General features: G+C 45.9%; 13 protein-coding genes. All 13 read left to right on the top strand.

Going from position 1 to position 16,985, the window contains the following annotated elements:
- Positions 1-3 precede the first annotated feature (3 nt).
- The 13 genes from hslV to HU147_RS03230 all read left to right on the top strand — a co-directional run bounded on the left by hslV (position 4) and on the right by HU147_RS03230 (position 16,748).
- Positions 4-552, top strand: coding sequence for an ATP-dependent protease subunit HslV (gene hslV / locus HU147_RS03290; protein ID WP_036806686.1), 549 nt, complete (start codon positions 4-6; stop codon positions 550-552).
- Positions 549-1,946, top strand: a complete 1,398-nt coding sequence (hslU, locus tag HU147_RS03285) for an HslU--HslV peptidase ATPase subunit (RefSeq protein ID WP_224074899.1) — start codon at positions 549-551, stop codon at positions 1,944-1,946. The genes hslV and hslU overlap by 4 nt, the downstream gene beginning before the upstream one ends.
- Positions 1,947-2,032: 86 nt before the next feature.
- On the top strand, positions 2,033-2,812 hold the full coding sequence (gene codY / locus HU147_RS03280) for a GTP-sensing pleiotropic transcriptional regulator CodY (protein ID WP_224074898.1): 780 nt from the start codon (positions 2,033-2,035) through the stop codon (positions 2,810-2,812).
- 401 nt (positions 2,813-3,213) lie between these two features.
- A complete protein-coding gene (gene rpsB / locus HU147_RS03275) occupies positions 3,214-3,930 on the top strand; it encodes a 30S ribosomal protein S2 (RefSeq protein WP_036806680.1) in 717 nt (238 codons plus the stop codon).
- Positions 3,931-4,017: 87 nt separating this feature from the next.
- A complete protein-coding gene (gene tsf, locus HU147_RS03270) occupies positions 4,018-4,902 on the top strand; it encodes a translation elongation factor Ts (protein ID WP_053166445.1) in 885 nt (294 codons plus the stop codon).
- Positions 4,903-4,983: 81 nt separating this feature from the next.
- On the top strand, positions 4,984-5,709 hold the full coding sequence (pyrH, locus tag HU147_RS03265) for a UMP kinase (protein ID WP_224074897.1): 726 nt from the start codon (positions 4,984-4,986) through the stop codon (positions 5,707-5,709).
- Positions 5,709-6,266: a ribosome recycling factor gene (gene frr, locus HU147_RS03260; RefSeq protein ID WP_224074896.1), complete on the top strand. Its 558-nt coding sequence runs from the start codon at positions 5,709-5,711 to the stop codon at positions 6,264-6,266. Before pyrH ends, frr begins: the two co-directional genes overlap by 1 nt.
- Positions 6,267-6,419: 153 nt before the next feature.
- Positions 6,420-7,226, top strand: coding sequence for an isoprenyl transferase (locus tag HU147_RS03255; protein ID WP_224074895.1), 807 nt, complete (start codon positions 6,420-6,422; stop codon positions 7,224-7,226).
- Positions 7,223-8,014 (top strand): phosphatidate cytidylyltransferase, encoded by a 792-nt coding sequence (locus tag HU147_RS03250; protein ID WP_224074894.1) that lies wholly within the window; start codon positions 7,223-7,225, stop codon positions 8,012-8,014. Before HU147_RS03255 ends, HU147_RS03250 begins: the two co-directional genes overlap by 4 nt.
- Positions 8,015-8,030: 16 nt before the next feature.
- Complete coding sequence (gene dxr / locus HU147_RS03245) at positions 8,031-9,176, top strand: 1-deoxy-D-xylulose-5-phosphate reductoisomerase (RefSeq protein ID WP_224074893.1); 1,146 nt, start codon at positions 8,031-8,033, stop codon at positions 9,174-9,176.
- Positions 9,177-9,218: 42 nt separating this feature from the next.
- Complete coding sequence (gene rseP, locus HU147_RS03240; protein WP_224074892.1) at positions 9,219-10,478, top strand: RIP metalloprotease RseP; 1,260 nt, start codon at positions 9,219-9,221, stop codon at positions 10,476-10,478.
- Between the two features lie 167 nt (positions 10,479-10,645).
- Positions 10,646-12,349: a proline--tRNA ligase gene (locus HU147_RS03235; RefSeq protein ID WP_224074891.1), complete on the top strand. Its 1,704-nt coding sequence runs from the start codon at positions 10,646-10,648 to the stop codon at positions 12,347-12,349.
- 91 nt (positions 12,350-12,440) lie between these two features.
- On the top strand, positions 12,441-16,748 hold the full coding sequence (locus tag HU147_RS03230; RefSeq protein WP_224074890.1) for a PolC-type DNA polymerase III: 4,308 nt from the start codon (positions 12,441-12,443) through the stop codon (positions 16,746-16,748).
- Positions 16,749-16,985: the final 237 nt, after the last annotated feature.

Genomic DNA, 16,985 nt, shown 5'->3' with positions numbered 1-16,985 from the left:
TATATGCAGGAATTTCATGCAACAACGATATTTGCGGTAAAGCATAACGGTGAATGTGCCATGGCTGGAGACGGCCAAGTCACTTTCGGAAATGCAGTGGTCATGAAACACACTGCGAGAAAAGTCCGGAAATTATACAATGGGCAAGTGCTTACCGGATTTGCAGGATCCGTTGCGGACGCCTTCACTCTTTTTGAAATGTTCGAAGGCAAGCTGACGGAATACAACGGCAATTTGCAGCGTGCTGCGGTTGAACTGGCCAAGCAATGGCGTGGAGATAAAATCTTGCGCCAATTGGAAGCCATGCTGATCGTCATGAACAAAGACGAACTTTTGCTGGTGGCAGGAACCGGGGAAGTCATCGAGCCGGATGACGGCATTTTGGCCATCGGTTCCGGCGGCAACTTTGCCCTTGCTGCCGGAAGAGCGTTGAAAAAGTATTCGGGCGACCAATTAACAGCCAAAGAAATCGCGAAAGCGGCTTTGGAAACAGCTGCTGATATATGTGTTTACACCAACCATCAAATCATTGTGGAGGAGCTGGACAAATGAATAAACAGCAGGATTTAACTCCAAGACAAATAACCGATCATCTTGACCGCTACATTGTCGGGCAAAAAGATGCAAAACGTTCCATCGCCATCGCTTTGCGCAACCGTTATCGCCGGAGCCGGCTTGATGAAGAGCTTCGTGAGGAAGTAATTCCGAAAAACATTTTGATGATCGGCCCAACAGGTGTCGGGAAAACAGAAATTGCCCGCCGCATTGCGAAGTTGACCGGCGCCCCGTTTGTTAAAGTCGAAGCCACGAAATTTACGGAAGTCGGCTATGTCGGGCGCGATGTGGAATCCATGGTCCGCGATTTGGTAGAAGCGGCTGTCCGGATTGTAAAGGAAGAAAAGTTTGAAGCTGTGAAGGTTCAGGCAGAAGCTGCGGCGAACGAACGGATCGTTAAATTATTGGCTCCGTCACGCCGTAAAAAACAAAACAGCCAAAATCCGTTGGAAGTTCTTTTCGGGCAAAAAATGGAAGCGGAAGAAGATGATACGACCGCTGAAGTGGAAGTCCGCGTGAAGAGAAGAGAGATTGCAGCAGATTTAAAAGCCGGCAAACTGGAAGACGAATGGGTCGTTGTGGAAGTGGAAGAAAATATTCCGTCCATGTTTGATGCCTTGCAAGGTTCGGGAATGGAACAAATGGGCGCAAACATGCAGGATGCTTTATCCTCGTTAATGCCGAAGAAAAAGAAAAAGCGCCGCTTGCAAGTAAAAGAAGCACGCCGGATTTTGGCGGCTGAAGAAGCAGCGAAAATGGTGGACGATGAAGAAGTGGCAATGGAAGCCATTCAGCGCTCTGAACAGCAAGGGATAATCTTCATCGATGAAATGGATAAGATTGCGAGCAAAAACAATTCTTCGTCAGCTGATGTGTCGAGGGAAGGAGTGCAGCGGGATATTTTGCCGATTGTCGAAGGATCGACAGTTTCTACGAAATACGGTGCGGTCAAAACCGATTATATGCTGTTTGTGGCAGCGGGTGCCTTCCATATGACGAAACCGTCTGACCTGATTCCTGAATTGCAGGGGCGTTTCCCGATCCGGGTGGAATTGCAGAAGTTAGAAGTAGATGATTTTGTCAAAATTTTAACAGAACCAAAACATTCTCTAATAAATCAGTATAAAGCTCTTCTCGAAACAGAGGGAGTTGTGGTACACTTCAATGATGCGTCTATTGTCAGACTCGCGGAAATTGCGTATGAAGTGAATCAGGATACCGATAATATTGGAGCACGCCGGCTCCATACAATATTGGAACGCTTACTTGAGGATTTATCTTTTGAAGCTTCTGAAATTTCGCCGGCACAAATTGACATTACCCCTCAATATGTGAACGAAAAGCTTGAAAATGTGGCAAAAAATAAAGATTTGTCACAATTTATCCTGTAATTCGAGGCAAAAGAGTTTCATTAAAGAGTAAAAACCTTTAGAATATTTAATAAATAGTGTTTGAAAACTGTAGGAGGTTCATTTAAATGAATTTATTGGAAAAAACAAGACGTATTAACTCAATGCTGCAAGCGGCAGCAGGAAAACCTGTAAACTTTAAAGACATGGCTGAAACATTAAGCGAAGTAATCGAATGCAACGCTTTCGTTGTTAGCCGCAAAGGGAAATTGCTAGGATTTGCAATTAACCAGCAAATCGAAAACGAGCGTATGAAAAAAATGCTTGAAGAGCGTCAATTCCCGCTTGAGTACACGCAAAACCTTTCAAACATCCATGAAACATCTGCTAACTTGGATGTAAACAGCGAACATACAATCTTCCCAGTAGAAGAACGTGAACTGTTCAAAGGCGGTTTGACAACAATCGTTCCGATCATCGGTGGAGGAGAGCGTCTAGGTACACTTCTTCTTGGCCGTGTAAACGAGCCGTTCGAAGACGATGATTTAATCTTGGGTGAATACGGCGCTACAGTAGTAGGGATGGAAATCCTTCGCGAAAAAGGCGACCGCATCGAAGAAGAAGCACGCAGCAAAGCGGTTGTTCAAATGGCGATTTCTTCACTTTCATACAGTGAGCTTGAAGCAATCGAACACATTTTTGAAGAATTGGACGGCAACGAAGGTTTGCTGGTCGCTTCAAAAATCGCTGACCGTGTAGGCATCACTCGTTCAGTTATCGTTAACGCATTGCGCAAACTTGAAAGTGCCGGCGTTATCGAATCGCGTTCTTTAGGAATGAAAGGGACATACATCAAAGTATTGAACACAAAATTCCTAGCTGAATTAGAACAATTGAAAATGAACTAATCAAAACCAAAAGGCGCCGGGTCTAATCCGGCGCCTTTTTTATTTTGCTTTCCAGTTAGCTGAAGGCAAGATCAAGCAAAGTAGCCCAGTAACACTTTTTTAATTCAAGAACGAAGGCTGGAACCTCACTGGCCAGCACGGGGAATGGGAGTTTATGATTGAGCTCTGCAGTTAAAAAAGGTTATCCGTGCGCCGCCCGCTCGAAGAATCGAAAATGCATCGCAGCTCTTTTCCGACTTTATAAGAGAAACTTGTTGCAGAACAGAGAACAGCCGTGGTATAATTTCAAATGGTGTTAAATACACACGCATTCCGATTTGTTCCGTAGGTGCTTTTTAAAAGTAACGGTTCAGAGAAGAAGAATGCGGAGGGAAAAAATAACCTATCAGGAGGAAACACACATGTCAGTAATTTCTATGAAACAATTGCTTGAAGCTGGGGTACACTTTGGCCACCAGACTCGCCGTTGGAACCCGAAAATGAAAAAATATATTTTCGTTGAGCGTAACGGTATCTACATTATCGATCTTCAAAAAACAGTCCGCAAATTGGAGGAAGCTTACAGCTTCATGAAACAAGTGGGCGAAGAAGGCGGTAAAGTACTATTCGTTGGAACGAAAAAACAAGCTCAGGACGCAATCAAAGAAGAAGCAGAACGCTCTGGCAACTACTACATCAACCAACGTTGGTTGGGTGGAACACTTACTAACTTCGGTACAATCCAAAAACGTGTGAACCGTTTGAAACAAATCGAGCGCATGGAAGAAGATGGAACTTTCGAAGTTCTACCGAAAAAAGAAGTTGTTCAATTGAAGAAACAACACGAACGTCTTGTTAAATTCCTTGGCGGTATCCGTGATATGAGTTCACTTCCGGACGTAATGTTCGTAGTTGACCCACGCAAAGAACGCATTGCTGTAGCAGAAGCAATGAAATTGAACATCCCAATCGTAGGTATCGTTGATACTAACTGTGATCCGGATGAAATCGATTATGTAATTCCTGCAAACGATGATGCAATCCGTGCCGTTAAACTATTAACTGGTAAAATGGCAGACGCTTTGCTTGAGTCTAAACCGGAAGAAGACGAAGAAACTCCAGCTGTTGCTGCTGAGTAATTCACAAGTAGTACAGGTGATAAGCGGCCAACCCCACTTATCACCTTTTTTTGAGAAAACGCAGATATTCTAAGGAGGAAATTAATCATGGCAGTTACAGCTCAAATGGTAAAAGAATTGCGCGAAAAAACAGGCGCAGGTATGATGGATTGCAAAAAAGCACTAGTTCAGACAGACGGCGACATCGATGCAGCAATCGATTTCTTGCGTGAAAAAGGTCTTTCAAGCGCTTCTAAGAAAGCTGACCGCATTGCAGCTGAAGGGATTACTTCAATCCTTGTAAAAGACAATGACGCAGTAATTTTTGAAGTAAACGCTGAAACTGACTTTGTAGCGAAAAACGAAGGCTTCCAAACTTTGGTTAAAGAATTGGGCGAGCACTTGATCGAAACGAAACCGGCTACGATTGAAGAAGCAACTGCTTCAACAATGTCTAACGGTGTTACAGTTGCAGACCACATCTCAAACGCAATCGCTAAAATCGGTGAAAAAATCACTTTGCGCCGCTTTGAAGTCCGCACAAAAACGGACGCTGACGCTTTCGGACCATACCTTCACATGGGCGGACGCATCTCAGTACTAGTGGTTCTTGAAAACTCTACAGACGAAACTGCAGCGCGCGACATCGCAATGCACATCGCTGCATTAAACCCTAAATACGTTTCACGCGACGAAGTTTCTGCTGAAGAAGTAGAACACGAGCGCAAAGTATTGACTGAACAAGCTCTTAACGAAGGAAAACCTGAAAAAATCGTTGCTAAAATGGTTGAAGGCCGCCTTGGCAAATACTTCGAAGACGTTTGCTTGCTTGACCAGGCATTCGTTAAGAACTCTGACCAAAAAGTACGTGACTTCGCAGCTTCAACTGGTGGATCTGTAAAAGAATTCATCCGTTACGAAGTTGGAGAAGGCATCGAAAAACGCGAAGATAACTTTGCTGATGAAGTAATGAGCCAAGTCAACAAAAAATAAGGTCTAATCTTATATGATTCAACCTGGGGAACACTGAAAGGTGTTCCCTATTTTTCAATAAAAGTGTAACGGAGGGTACCGATGAGTGTTCAACAGTATAAACGCATTGTACTAAAACTAAGTGGAGAAGCGATGGCAGGCGGACAAGGGTTCGGTTTGTCTCCTGAAATCATCAAGACAGTCGCCAGCCAAGTAAAAGAAGTAGTGGAACTTGGCGTAGAAGTTGCAGTCGTTGTAGGCGGCGGCAATATCTGGAGAGGCAAAATCGGATCTGAAATGGGAATGGACCGGGCAACTGCAGACTACATGGGTATGCTGGCAACTGTCATGAATTCATTGGCGCTGCAAGATTCATTGGAAAAACAAGGCGTCGAAACACGCGTCCTGTCTTCGATTGAAATGCGCCAAGTCGCAGAACCGTATATCCGCAGAAGAGCAATTCGCCATTTGGAGAAAAAGCGGGTTGTTATTTTTGCAGCCGGAACAGGAAATCCTTATTTCTCAACGGATACGACAGCCGCACTTCGCGCAGCTGAAATTGAAGCCGATGTTATTTTGATGGCGAAGAACAATGTAGATGGCGTCTATTCTGCAGACCCTAAAACAGATGATTCGGCAGTCAAATACGATGAGTTGTCTTACTTTGATGTAATTCAGCAAGGCTTGCAAGTTATGGATTCCACTGCTTCTACACTTTGTATGGACAATGATATCCCACTCGTAGTATTCTCAATTATGGAAAACGGAAATATAAAACGGGCTGTACTCGGTGAAAAAATCGGGACAGTAGTGAGGAGAACATTATAATGCCGAAAAATGTGATGAACGAAACGAAGACGAAAATGGAAAATGCCATTTCAGCTTTTTCACGTGAACTTTCTTCAATTCGTGCAGGACGTGCGAACCCTTCTATCCTGAACAAATTGACAGTCGATTATTACGGAGCACCAACACCGATCAACCAGGTTGCGGGTGTATCTGTACCGGAAGCTCGTCTGATTGTGATTCAGCCTTACGATAAAACAATCATGGGCGATATCGAAAAAGCGATTATGAAATCGGATCTTGGCTTGAGCCCTTCGAATGATGGCACAGTAATTCGCCTGGCAATTCCGGCTTTAACGGAAGAACGCCGCAAAGACTTGGTGAAACAAGTGAAAAAAGAAGCGGAAGAAGCAAAAGTGGGCATCCGCAACATTCGCCGTGATGCGAACGACGATCTCAAAAAGCTTGAGAAGAAGAGCGAAATCACGGAAGACGATTTGCGCAGCTATGGAGATGAAGTCCAAAAATTGACGGATTCCTATATTGGCAAAATCGACGAAGTTGCAAAAACTAAAGAAAAAGAAATAATGGAAGTCTAAACCGAACTTTCACTATAGCTGAGCGTCCTGTATTACAGGACGCTTTTTCATGCCAAAAATTGTCTTACATCGTGAAAGTAAGCGCACAATGTTGATTTTTTTGATATGATAAGCAATAGACATGCCGATTTGTAACAGGTGGAGGATTAAACTATGTTCAATAAATTATTAAAACGTATGGCAGACCCAGCTTTGGATGATGCAGCGCAGGGATACGAAGAGCGCTTATATGAGGTTGCCAAAGAAGGAGTTCCGGCTCATATCGCCATTATTATGGATGGCAATGGACGCTGGGCCAAAAAACGTTCTTTGCCGAGAGTGGCAGGCCATCACGAAGGAATGAAAACGGTCCGCAAAATCACGAAGCTGGCCAACCATTTAGGCGTTGAGGTTTTGACCCTTTATGCGTTTTCTACAGAAAACTGGAAACGGCCAAAAATGGAAGTCGATTTTCTGATGCGTTTGCCGGAAGAATTTTTATCCACGTTTCTGCCAGAATTGATAGAAGAGAATGTCCGTGTTGAAATGATAGGCTACCATCACAATTTGCCTTCACATACAATTTCTGCGATTCGAAAAGCCAAGGAAGCCACGAAGCACAATACAGGGCTTGTGCTCAATTTTGCGTTGAACTATGGCAGCCGTTCGGAAATCGTCGATGCCGTCAAAGATATAGCAGCTCAAGTAGCTGCAGGAAAGCTGGATTTGGAAGACATCACAGAAGAACGTATTACTTCGGGATTGATGACGAATAATTTGCCGGAGCCTGATTTATTGATCCGTACAAGCGGAGAAGTCCGATTGAGCAACTTTATGCTTTGGCAATTGGCTTATACGGAATTGTGGTTTACGGAAACCTTATGGCCGGATTTCGGGGAAGAATCTTTGCTGGAAGCAGTTGAGAATTACCAGAAGCGAAATCGTAGATTTGGGGGATTGAAAGGGGAAGAAGCAAATTGAAACAGCGCATCATAACTGGATTAATTGCTGCAGCTCTTTTCATTCCTTTTGTATATATCGGTGGAACTCCATTTATTCTATTGATGTATGCATTAGGAACGATTGGATTGCAGGAATTATTAAAAATGAAAGGCCGGTCACTTTGGAGCATTCCAGGGCTCATTTCTCTTTTTGGATTGTACGCATTCATGCTGCCCGATCAATGGGCAGCTCAAATTTTTGAGTGGACCGGATACATAAAAGTGGAGTTTGCTTTTTTAGCAGTTATTTTGCTCCTTATACATACGGTTGTGGTTAAGAATAGCTTTACCTTTGATGACGCAGCATTTGCTGTGCTAGGCACGCTGTATTTAGGAATGGGCTTTTACTACACGATTGAAACACGCGAGTATGGTCTTGCTTATATCATTTTCGCATTGTTCATCGTCTGGTTTACAGACTCCGGGGCATATTTTACGGGCCGCAAAATCGGCAAACGCAAACTATGGCCGGAAATTTCGCCGAATAAGACCGTAGAAGGCTTTATCGGCGGCATCGTTTGGGCAATTGGCATCGGCTTGATATTGAATTATTTTGTCGATTTGGACAAACCGATTCTGATTATTATCGCCGTATCGATTATTGCCTCCATCTTTGGCCAGATGGGCGATTTAGTGGAATCAGCATTAAAGCGCCATTTCAACGTCAAAGATTCAGGGAATATCCTGCCCGGGCATGGCGGCATACTGGACCGCTTTGACAGCATTCTGTTTGTCATGCCGTTGCTGCACTTTTTACATTTCATCTAAGAAAGGGATTTTTTAAATGGCAAAAAGCATTATTTTGCTGGGTGCCACCGGTTCAATCGGTGTGCAGACAGCCGACATTATCCGTGAGCATCCAGAAGATTTTTCATTGACCGGATTTGCTGCCGGCAAAAACATGGCGGTAACCCGTGAGTTTATCCGTGAATTCCATCCGGAAATTGTTTGTGTACAAAACGATGAAGATGCCGTTTCCTTGAAAAATGAGTTTCCCGGCGTCCATTTCGTTTCCGGCGATTCGGGCCTAATTGAAACCGCTACATACGAAGCGGATGTTTTGGTGAATGCTGTCCTTGGCAGTGTCGGACTGAAACCGACTTTAGAAGCAATTAAACTGGGGCGGACGGTAGCGATTGCCAATAAAGAAACATTGGTGACTGCCGGCCACTTGGTCATGGAAAGCGCTAAACAATACGGAGCGACCATCCTTCCGGTCGACAGTGAGCATTCAGCGCTGTTCCAATCACTGAACGGAGAAAAAAGAGAACAGGCCAGCCGCTTGATCTTGACCGCTTCCGGAGGCAGCTTTAGGGATGCCACCCGCGACGATTTAAAAAACGTCACGGTAAAAGAAGCATTAAACCACCCCAATTGGTCGATGGGTGCAAAAATTACGATTGATTCGGCGACCATGGTCAATAAAGGGCTTGAAGTAATTGAAGCCCACGTGTTATTTGATTTTGACTACAACGACATCGATGTCTTGCTGCACCGCGAAAGCATCATTCATTCCATGGTGGAATTCCAGGATACGAGTGTGATGGCGCAATTGGGTACACCGGATATGCGCGTGCCGATCCAGTATGCGCTCACTTATCCGGATCGCTTGCCGCGTCCGGAAGCCAAACGCTTGAATTTGGCGGAAATCGGCAAACTTCATTTTCAGGAAATGGATTACGACCGTTTCCGGGCATTGAAAATGGCTTTCGAAGCTGGCCGGGCAGGCGGTACGATGACCACTGTTTTAAATGCTGCCAATGAACAGGCTGTGGCCATGTTTTTAAATGAAGAAATTACATTTTTGCAGATTGAAGAGTTGATTGAACGCGCGATGCATAGCCATCAAGTGATTTCAACGCCGGATTTGGAAACAATTTTACACGTAGATGCTGAAACAAGAAAATCCGTCAAAAACATGCTAAAATAACTAAAGATTAAAACCGAAAACGGTTTATAAGGATGGGTTTAAATGGAAACAGTACTAGCGTTTATAATTATTTTCGGTGCTTTAGTATTTTTTCATGAATTTGGCCATTTTCTGTTTGCAAAACGTGCCGGCATCTTAGTGCGTGAGTTTGCAATCGGGATGGGCCCGAAAATTCTGGGCATTACGAAAGGCGAGACGATCTATACGCTGCGGTTATTGCCAATCGGCGGCTATGTCCGTATGGCGGGCGAAGACATGGACACCATCCATCTGCAGGCAGGGCATCGCATCGGGGTGCTGTTGAATAAGGATGGACAAGCTACAAAAATTATCATGAACCAAAAAACGATGTATCCGGACATTCTGTTTATGGAAGTGGAAGAAGCTGATCTGGATAAAGACCTGTACATCAAGGGCTACGATGAAGAAGACAAATTTGTCCGAATTGAAGTAGCGCGTGATGCCGTAGTTGAAGAAAACGGCAGGGAAACGGTTCTTGCTCCTTATGACCGCCAGTTCGATTCAAAGAGCCTTGGCCATCGTTTTATGACAATACTGGCCGGGCCGTTGTTCAACTTTATCCTGGCATTCTTCATTTTTACCGCCATCGGGTTGATGCAGGGAATACCGACCAACGAACCGGTGATTACGGAAGTTACAGAAGACAGCCCGGCTGCTGAAGCCGGTTTGCAAAACGGGGATTTGGTGAAGGAAATTGACGGCAAGCCTATCGCTTCATGGAATGAGTTAGTGGAATCTGTCCAGGACAACGCGGGCAATCCACTGCCGTTTGAAGTAGAGCGCGGCGGTGACACGCTTGACTTCACTATCACACCGGAAGTGTCAGAAGAATCTCCTGAAAAAGTGGGCGTTATCGGCGTGCTTTACCGAAGCCCGCTTGAAAAAGATTTCCTGGGTTCTTTCGCTTATGGAGCTGAACAAACCGTATTCTGGTTTAAAGAAATCTTCCGCTTGCTCGGAATGCTGGTAACCGGCCAGTTCACAATTGATGCGTTATCCGGTCCAGTGGGGATATACAAAACGACTGAAGAAGTTGCGAAGTACGGCATCTTTACGTTGATGAGCTGGGCAGGTATGCTAAGCATCAACTTAGGCATCATGAACTTACTGCCGCTTCCGGCACTTGACGGTGGCCGCTTGATGTTCTTCATCATTGAAGGCATCCGCGGAAAACCGGTCGACCGCCAAAAAGAGGGCATGGTCCATTTTGTCGGCATTATGCTGCTCATGCTATTAATGATTGTCGTCACCTGGAACGATATCCAGAAATTCTTTTTTTGATTGAGTAATATGCAGCTGCCCGCTAAGCCCCGACAAGCGCCGGAAGGCAAGGGGCCATGGCGGGCTTTGCTATTTCCATCAAGTATGAAGTAAACTTGAAAGACTAGGCATTAAACTTAGAATTAACCGCAATAAAAATTAAATAGTCAGTTGAGGTGCATTTTGGAATGAAACAAACAGCAACTTTTATCCCTACATTAAGAGAAACACCTGCGGATGCAGATGTTAAATCGCATCAGCTTTTGCTGCGGGCTGGATTTATCCGCCAAAATACGAGCGGCGTTTATTCGTTTCTGCCTTTAGGCAAACGCGTTCTGCAAAAAGTGGAAAACGTCATCCGCGAAGAAATGGAAGCAGTCAACAGTGTGGAAGTCTTCCTTCCAGCGCTGCAGCAAGCAGAGCTTTGGCAGGAAACCGGCCGCTGGTATTCATACGGCGACGAGTTGATGAGGCTTACCGATCGCAACGACCGTGAATTTGCTCTTGGAGCAACGCATGAAGAAGTCATTACAAGCCTGCTTCGCGACGAGATTAAATCCTACAAGAAACTGCCGTTGAATCTGTTCCAGATCCAGTCGAAATTCCGCGACGAAAAACGTCCGCGCTTCGGCTTGCTTCGCGGACGCGAGTTCTTGATGAAAGATGCTTATTCGTTCCATGCAACGAAAGAAAGTTTGGATGACACTTACAATGATATGATGCAGGCTTATACGAATATTTTCACCAGACTGGGATTAAACTTCCGTGCAGTCATCGCTGACTCGGGAGCCATCGGCGGAAAAGACAACCATGAATTTATGGTATTGTCTGAAATCGGGGAAGATACGATTGCCTATTCTGACACGTCCTCCTATGCTGCAAACATTGAAATGGCAGCAGTAAGCATAGAGTATCCAAAGTCGGATGAAGCGATGAAAGAACTTGAAAAAGTGGCGACGCCTGACCAGAAAACCATCGTGGATGTTGCTGCCTTCTTGAACACAACACCGGAACAATGCATCAAGACTTTGGTATTCAAAGCGGACGATGAATTGGTGGTGGTTTTGTCCCGCGGCGACCATGAAATCAATGATGTTAAAGTGAAGCATGCGACTGGCGCGACAATCGTCGAGCTTGCCGAACCGGAAGAAGTGCAACAAGCGTTGGGCTGTGAAATCGGTTCTTTGGGGCCGGTGAAATTGCCGTCTTCAATCAAGGTCTATGCAGATCATGCAGTTCAATCGATTGTCAACGGCGTAACGGGTGCGAACGAAGATGGCTTCCATTTCATCAACGTCAACCCTGAAAAAGACTTCTCCGTTGAATCTTATGCGGATCTTCGTTTTATCCAAGAGGGAGACCCTTCTCCGGACGGTGAAGGCACCATCCAATTTGCCAAAGGCATCGAAGTCGGCCATATCTTCAAACTGGGCACGACATACAGCGAGCCGATGAAAGCGACATTCCTTAACGACCAGGGCAGAGCCATGCCTTATATCATGGGCTGCTACGGCATCGGTGTATCGCGTGTGATGGCCGCAGTAGCTGAACAGTTCCAGGACGACAATGGCTTTATCTGGCCGGATGCAATTGCGCCGTACGAAGTGCATATCTTGCCAGTCAATATGAAAGATGAAACGCAGCGTGAACTTGGCGAAGATTTATACAAATTATTAAAATCCTATCGCTACGAAGTGCTGCTTGACGACCGCAACGAGCGTGCAGGCGTTAAATTCACAGATGCTGATTTGATCGGCTTGCCGGTCCGCATCACTGTCGGCAAAAAAGCTTCCGAAGGAATTTTGGAAGTGAAATACCGCCGCACTGGAGAAACGTTTGAGTGGAAACGGGAAGAATTGCTCGATCACCTGCAGCAATTCTTTAAAAAATAATCAGCAAATCTGATATGATGGAGAGGAAAGTACAACTGTACTTTCCTTTCTTTATTCTTATTTGGATTAATTTTTTACGAAGGGGATAGTTATGACAAACCAGCAAGATTCAAAGATGCGATTCAAGCTACTTCTTCAGCATCTCGACCTGACAGACGATGTACACATGCCTTTTTTCGAAGAGGCTGAACTGACACGGATGACGGTCCATAAAAAAGAGCGGACCTGGCGTTTTCTGATTAAAGTAAAACAGACTTTGCCGCTGAAATTATTTTTATTATTAAAAGAACGTCTAAATACAACTTTTGCGACCATTGCGAACGTCCAGCTTTCGATTGAAAGTGAGGCTCAATCAGCAGATGGAGATCTTGTCATGGAATACTGGCGCTATGTCGTGGAAGAATTTTCAGATATGGCTCCGCCGCTTCGCGATCAGCTGCTTTCTCAAGTGCCGGAATGGAACGGCAGCAAGTTGATGTTATGCTGCAGCCACGAGCATGAAATGATGGCTCTGAAATCGAAGTATACGGATAAATTGTCGGGCGCGTTTCAACAATTCGGTTTTCCGCGCGTCGCCATTGAGTTCCAACTCGCTGAAGGCGACCAGGAAGCGGCACATTTGGCCTTTATGGAACAGCGCCGCATCGAAGAAGAAGAAATGGCGAAAAAAGCGTTATCGGATATGAAGAAACGGGAAACCGACCGCAAAGAAAATGGTGTGCCATCCGGTCCGTTCCAGATGGGTGTGGCCATCAAGCCGGATGAAAAAATTGTGGAGATCAAATCGATCATCGATGAAGAACGCAGAGTGACAATCGAGGGCTTTGTCTTTGACGTTGAAGTCCGCGAGCTCCGGAGCGGCCGTTCGCTGCTGACTGTAAAAATGACGGATTATACCGATTCAATTTTAGTGAAAATGTTCTCGCGCGACAAAGAGGATGCCGAATTGATGGGCAGCCTGAAAAAAGGCATGTGGCTGAAAGCACGCGGTTCGATCCAAACCGATACATTTGTGCGTGATCTGGTGATGATGGCGCAGGATATGGTGGAAATCAATCCTCAGCTCCGCAAGGATACAGCGGAAGAAAAACGGGTGGAACTGCATCTGCATACGCCAATGAGCGCTATGGATGCCGTTTCATCAGTTGACTCCCTGGTATCACAAGCTGCTAAATGGGGCCATCCCGCCATCGCGATTACCGACCATGCCGGCGTGCAATCGTTCCCGGACGCATACGCCGCCAGCAAAAAATACGGCATCAAAGCGATATTCGGTCTGGAAGCAAATTTAGTGGACGACGGCGTGCCGATCGCCTACGAAGAGCGCCATGCCTTACTTGAAGAAGAAACGTTTGTCGTCTTTGACTTGGAGACGACCGGACTGTCGGCCGTTTACGATACCATCATCGAACTTGCTGCTGTCAAAATCAAAGGCGGCCAGATCATTGATAAATTCGAAAGCTTTGCCAATCCGCACCATGACCTCTCCGCAACGACTATAGAGCTGACGGGCATAACGGATGACATGGTGAAAAATGCACCGGAAGTGGAAGAGGTCATCCGCAAATACCATGAATGGGCAGGCGACCACATCATGGTCGCGCACAACGCATCATTCGATATGGGCTTTTTATACGTATCTTATAAAAAATACGGCATCGATATGAAGCATGCCACGATCGATACATTGGAACTGGCCCGCATGCTGCATCCGGAATTGAAAAACCACCGGTTAAATACGCTTGCGAAGAAATTCGGCATCGAATTGACCCAGCATCACCGGGCCATCTACGATACGGAAGCAACTTCTTATTTGCTGACGCATTTGCTGAAAGAAGCACACGAAAAAGGCATCCTTTACCATGACCAGCTGAATGATTATGTCGGGGCCGGTGATGCTTATAAACGTTCACGCCCTACCCATTGCACTTTGCTTGCGCAAAACGACGAAGGGCTGAAGAATCTGTTCAAACTGGTTTCTGCTTCGCATATCGATTATTTCTACCGGGTGCCGCGTATTCCGCGTTCGCTTCTGCAGCGCCACCGAAAAGGGCTGCTTGTCGGATCGGGCTGCGACAAAGGGGAAGTATTCGAAGCGGTGATGCAAAAATCGATGGAGGAAGTCGAACAGACGGCCAAGTTCTATGATTATCTGGAAGTCCATCCAAAAGAAGTGTACTCCCATTTGATTGAAAAAGAATTGATCCGTGATGAATGGAATCTCGAAGACGTCATGCGCAAGCTGGTGAAAGTCAGCCGCAAACTGGAATTGCCATTGGTGGCTACCGGCAACGTCCATTACCTGGATGAAAACGACGCTATTTTCCGGCAAGTGCTGATCGGTTCCCAAGGCGGCGCGAACCCGCTGAACCGCCAGAAATTGCCGAAAGTCCATTTCCGGACGACGGATGAAATGCTGGAAGCCTTCGATTTCCTTGGAGCCGAGACGGCGAAGGAAATCGTGGTGACGAACTCCAATAAGATAGCGGATATGATCGATACGGTAAAACCGATCAAAGATGATCTGTATACGCCGAAAATTGAAGGTGCGGACGAGGAAGTACGCGAACTGAGCTATGATATGGCCCATAAAATCTATGGTCCGGATCTGCCGGAAATCGTCGAAGCCCGCATCGAAAAAGAATTGAAATCGATTATCGGCCACGGTTTCGCCGTAATTTACCTCATTTCGCATAAGCTGGTAAAGAAATCCCTCGATGACGGCTATCTGGTAGGTTCACGGGGGTCGGTCGGTTCTTCGCTGGTTGCGACATTGACGGAAATTACGGAAGTCAACCCATTGCCGCCGCATTATATTTGCACGAAATGCAAAAAGTCCGAGTTCTTTGATGACGGGTCTGTCGGATCCGGATTCGATTTGCCGGATAAAAACTGCCCGGATTGCGACATTCCTTTCCAAAAAGAAGGGCAGGATATTCCGTTTGAAACCTTCCTGGGCTTTAAAGGGGATAAAGTTCCCGATATCGACTTGAACTTCAGTGGTGACTATCAGGCCAGAGCCCACAACTATACGAAGGAATTGTTCGGGGAAGACAATGTATTCCGCGCGGGCACCATCGGTACGGTAGCGGAAAAAACGGCGTACGGCTATGTCCGCGGTTATGCCAATGACCACAATTTATCGTTCAGGGGTGCGGAAATCGATCGTCTTGTCCAAGGCTGTTCCGGCGTTAAACGGAGCACAGGCCAGCATCCGGGCGGGATTATCGTTGTACCGGATTATATGGACATCTATGATTTCTCGCCGATTCAGTTCCCGGCCGATGCACAGGATTCGGAATGGAAAACAACGCATTTCGACTTCCATTCCATCCACGATAATTTATTAAAGCTCGACATACTCGGACACGATGATCCGACGGTGATCCGGATGCTGCAGGATTTATCCGGCATCGATCCGAAGACAATTCCGACGGATGACCCGGAAGTGATGAAAATCTTTTCCGGTGTAGAGTCGCTTGGCGTTACGGAAAAACAGATTGGCTGCAAAACCGGAACATACGGAATTCCTGAGTTTGGTACGCGTTTCGTGCGCCAGATGCTCGAAGAAACAAAACCGACGACGTTTTCCGAGCTTGTCCAGATTTCCGGGCTTTCCCACGGAACAGACGTATGGCTCAGCAATGCACAGGAATTGATCCAAAACGGTACGTGCCAATTGTCCGATGTAATCGGATGCCGGGATGATATCATGGTTTACCTGATTTACCAGGGGCTTGAATCTTCATTGGCGTTCAAGATTATGGAATCGGTCCGTAAAGGGAAAGGGCTGACTCCGGAAATGGAAGAAGCGATGAAAAAAGAAGGGGTGCCGAACTGGTATATTGAATCATGCAAAAAGATTAAATACATGTTCCCGAAAGCCCACGCCGCCGCTTATGTGTTGATGGCTGTGCGCATCGCTTATTTCAAAGTCCATTTCCCGATCCTTTACTACGCAGCATACTTCACAGTCCGGGCGGAAGATTTCGATGTCAACGCGATGGCTAAAGGCTCGCAGTCCATCCGTGCCAAAATTGATGAGATCAATGCCAAAGGACTTGAAGCTTCAACAAAAGAAAAGAACTTGCTGACGGTTATGGAATTGGCGCTTGAAATGGTGGAACGCGGCTATTCGTTCCAGAAAGTCGATTTGTATAAATCGTCTGCCGACCAGTTCATCATAGATGGCAAAACGCTGATTCCGCCGTTTAACGCAATTCCGGGACTTGGAACGAACGCCGCCAAATCGATTGTTGCTGCCCGTGAACAAGGAACATTCCTGTCGAAAGAGGACTTGCAGCAGCGAGGGCGCGTTTCCAAAACCATCATCGAATACATGGACGACCACGGCTGCTTGGAAGGCATGCCGGATGCCAATCAGCTTTCACTGTTCTAGGAAGTTGCATGGCACCGGGGATTATGGTATTATTGTAATAACATTTACTGATAGCTCTGTCGCAGAAGAGTGGGATTTCCCGCTCTTTTCTGTTGTTATGGCATAAAGTGAAACTTCACACAGTGGATATTTTGACCCGCCACTGCGTGTGGGTTCAACCAATCAAACTTTGACCGTCAGTTAATCTCCCATGTGCAATACTGGGAGATTTGCTAACTGTTAAAGTGAGATAAAAAC

It is taken from the genome of Planococcus chinensis, assembly GCF_020071995.1.
Taxonomy (GTDB): Bacteria; Bacillota; Bacilli; order Bacillales_A; family Planococcaceae; genus Planococcus; species Planococcus chinensis_A.
This window is presented reverse-complemented; position numbering and strand designations above follow the sequence as displayed.

Excerpts from the sequence above, each read along its gene's own strand:
- dxr (WP_224074893.1), top strand. The coding sequence starts at position 8,031 with ATGGCAAAAAGCATTATTTTGCTGGGTGCCACCGGTTCAATCGGTGTG.
- hslU (WP_224074899.1), top strand. The coding sequence starts at position 549 with ATGAATAAACAGCAGGATTTAACTCCAAGACAAATAACCGATCATCTT.
- HU147_RS03235 (WP_224074891.1), top strand. The coding sequence starts at position 10,646 with ATGAAACAAACAGCAACTTTTATCCCTACATTAAGAGAAACACCTGCG.
- pyrH (WP_224074897.1), top strand. The coding sequence starts at position 4,984 with ATGAGTGTTCAACAGTATAAACGCATTGTACTAAAACTAAGTGGAGAA.
- HU147_RS03230 (WP_224074890.1), top strand. The coding sequence starts at position 12,441 with ATGACAAACCAGCAAGATTCAAAGATGCGATTCAAGCTACTTCTTCAG.
- codY (WP_224074898.1), top strand. The coding sequence starts at position 2,033 with ATGAATTTATTGGAAAAAACAAGACGTATTAACTCAATGCTGCAAGCG.
- hslV (WP_036806686.1), top strand. The coding sequence starts at position 4 with ATGCAGGAATTTCATGCAACAACGATATTTGCGGTAAAGCATAACGGT.
- HU147_RS03255 (WP_224074895.1), top strand. The coding sequence starts at position 6,420 with ATGTTCAATAAATTATTAAAACGTATGGCAGACCCAGCTTTGGATGAT.
- rpsB (WP_036806680.1), top strand. The coding sequence starts at position 3,214 with ATGTCAGTAATTTCTATGAAACAATTGCTTGAAGCTGGGGTACACTTT.
- frr (WP_224074896.1), top strand. The coding sequence starts at position 5,709 with ATGCCGAAAAATGTGATGAACGAAACGAAGACGAAAATGGAAAATGCC.
- rseP (WP_224074892.1), top strand. The coding sequence starts at position 9,219 with ATGGAAACAGTACTAGCGTTTATAATTATTTTCGGTGCTTTAGTATTT.
- tsf (WP_053166445.1), top strand. The coding sequence starts at position 4,018 with ATGGCAGTTACAGCTCAAATGGTAAAAGAATTGCGCGAAAAAACAGGC.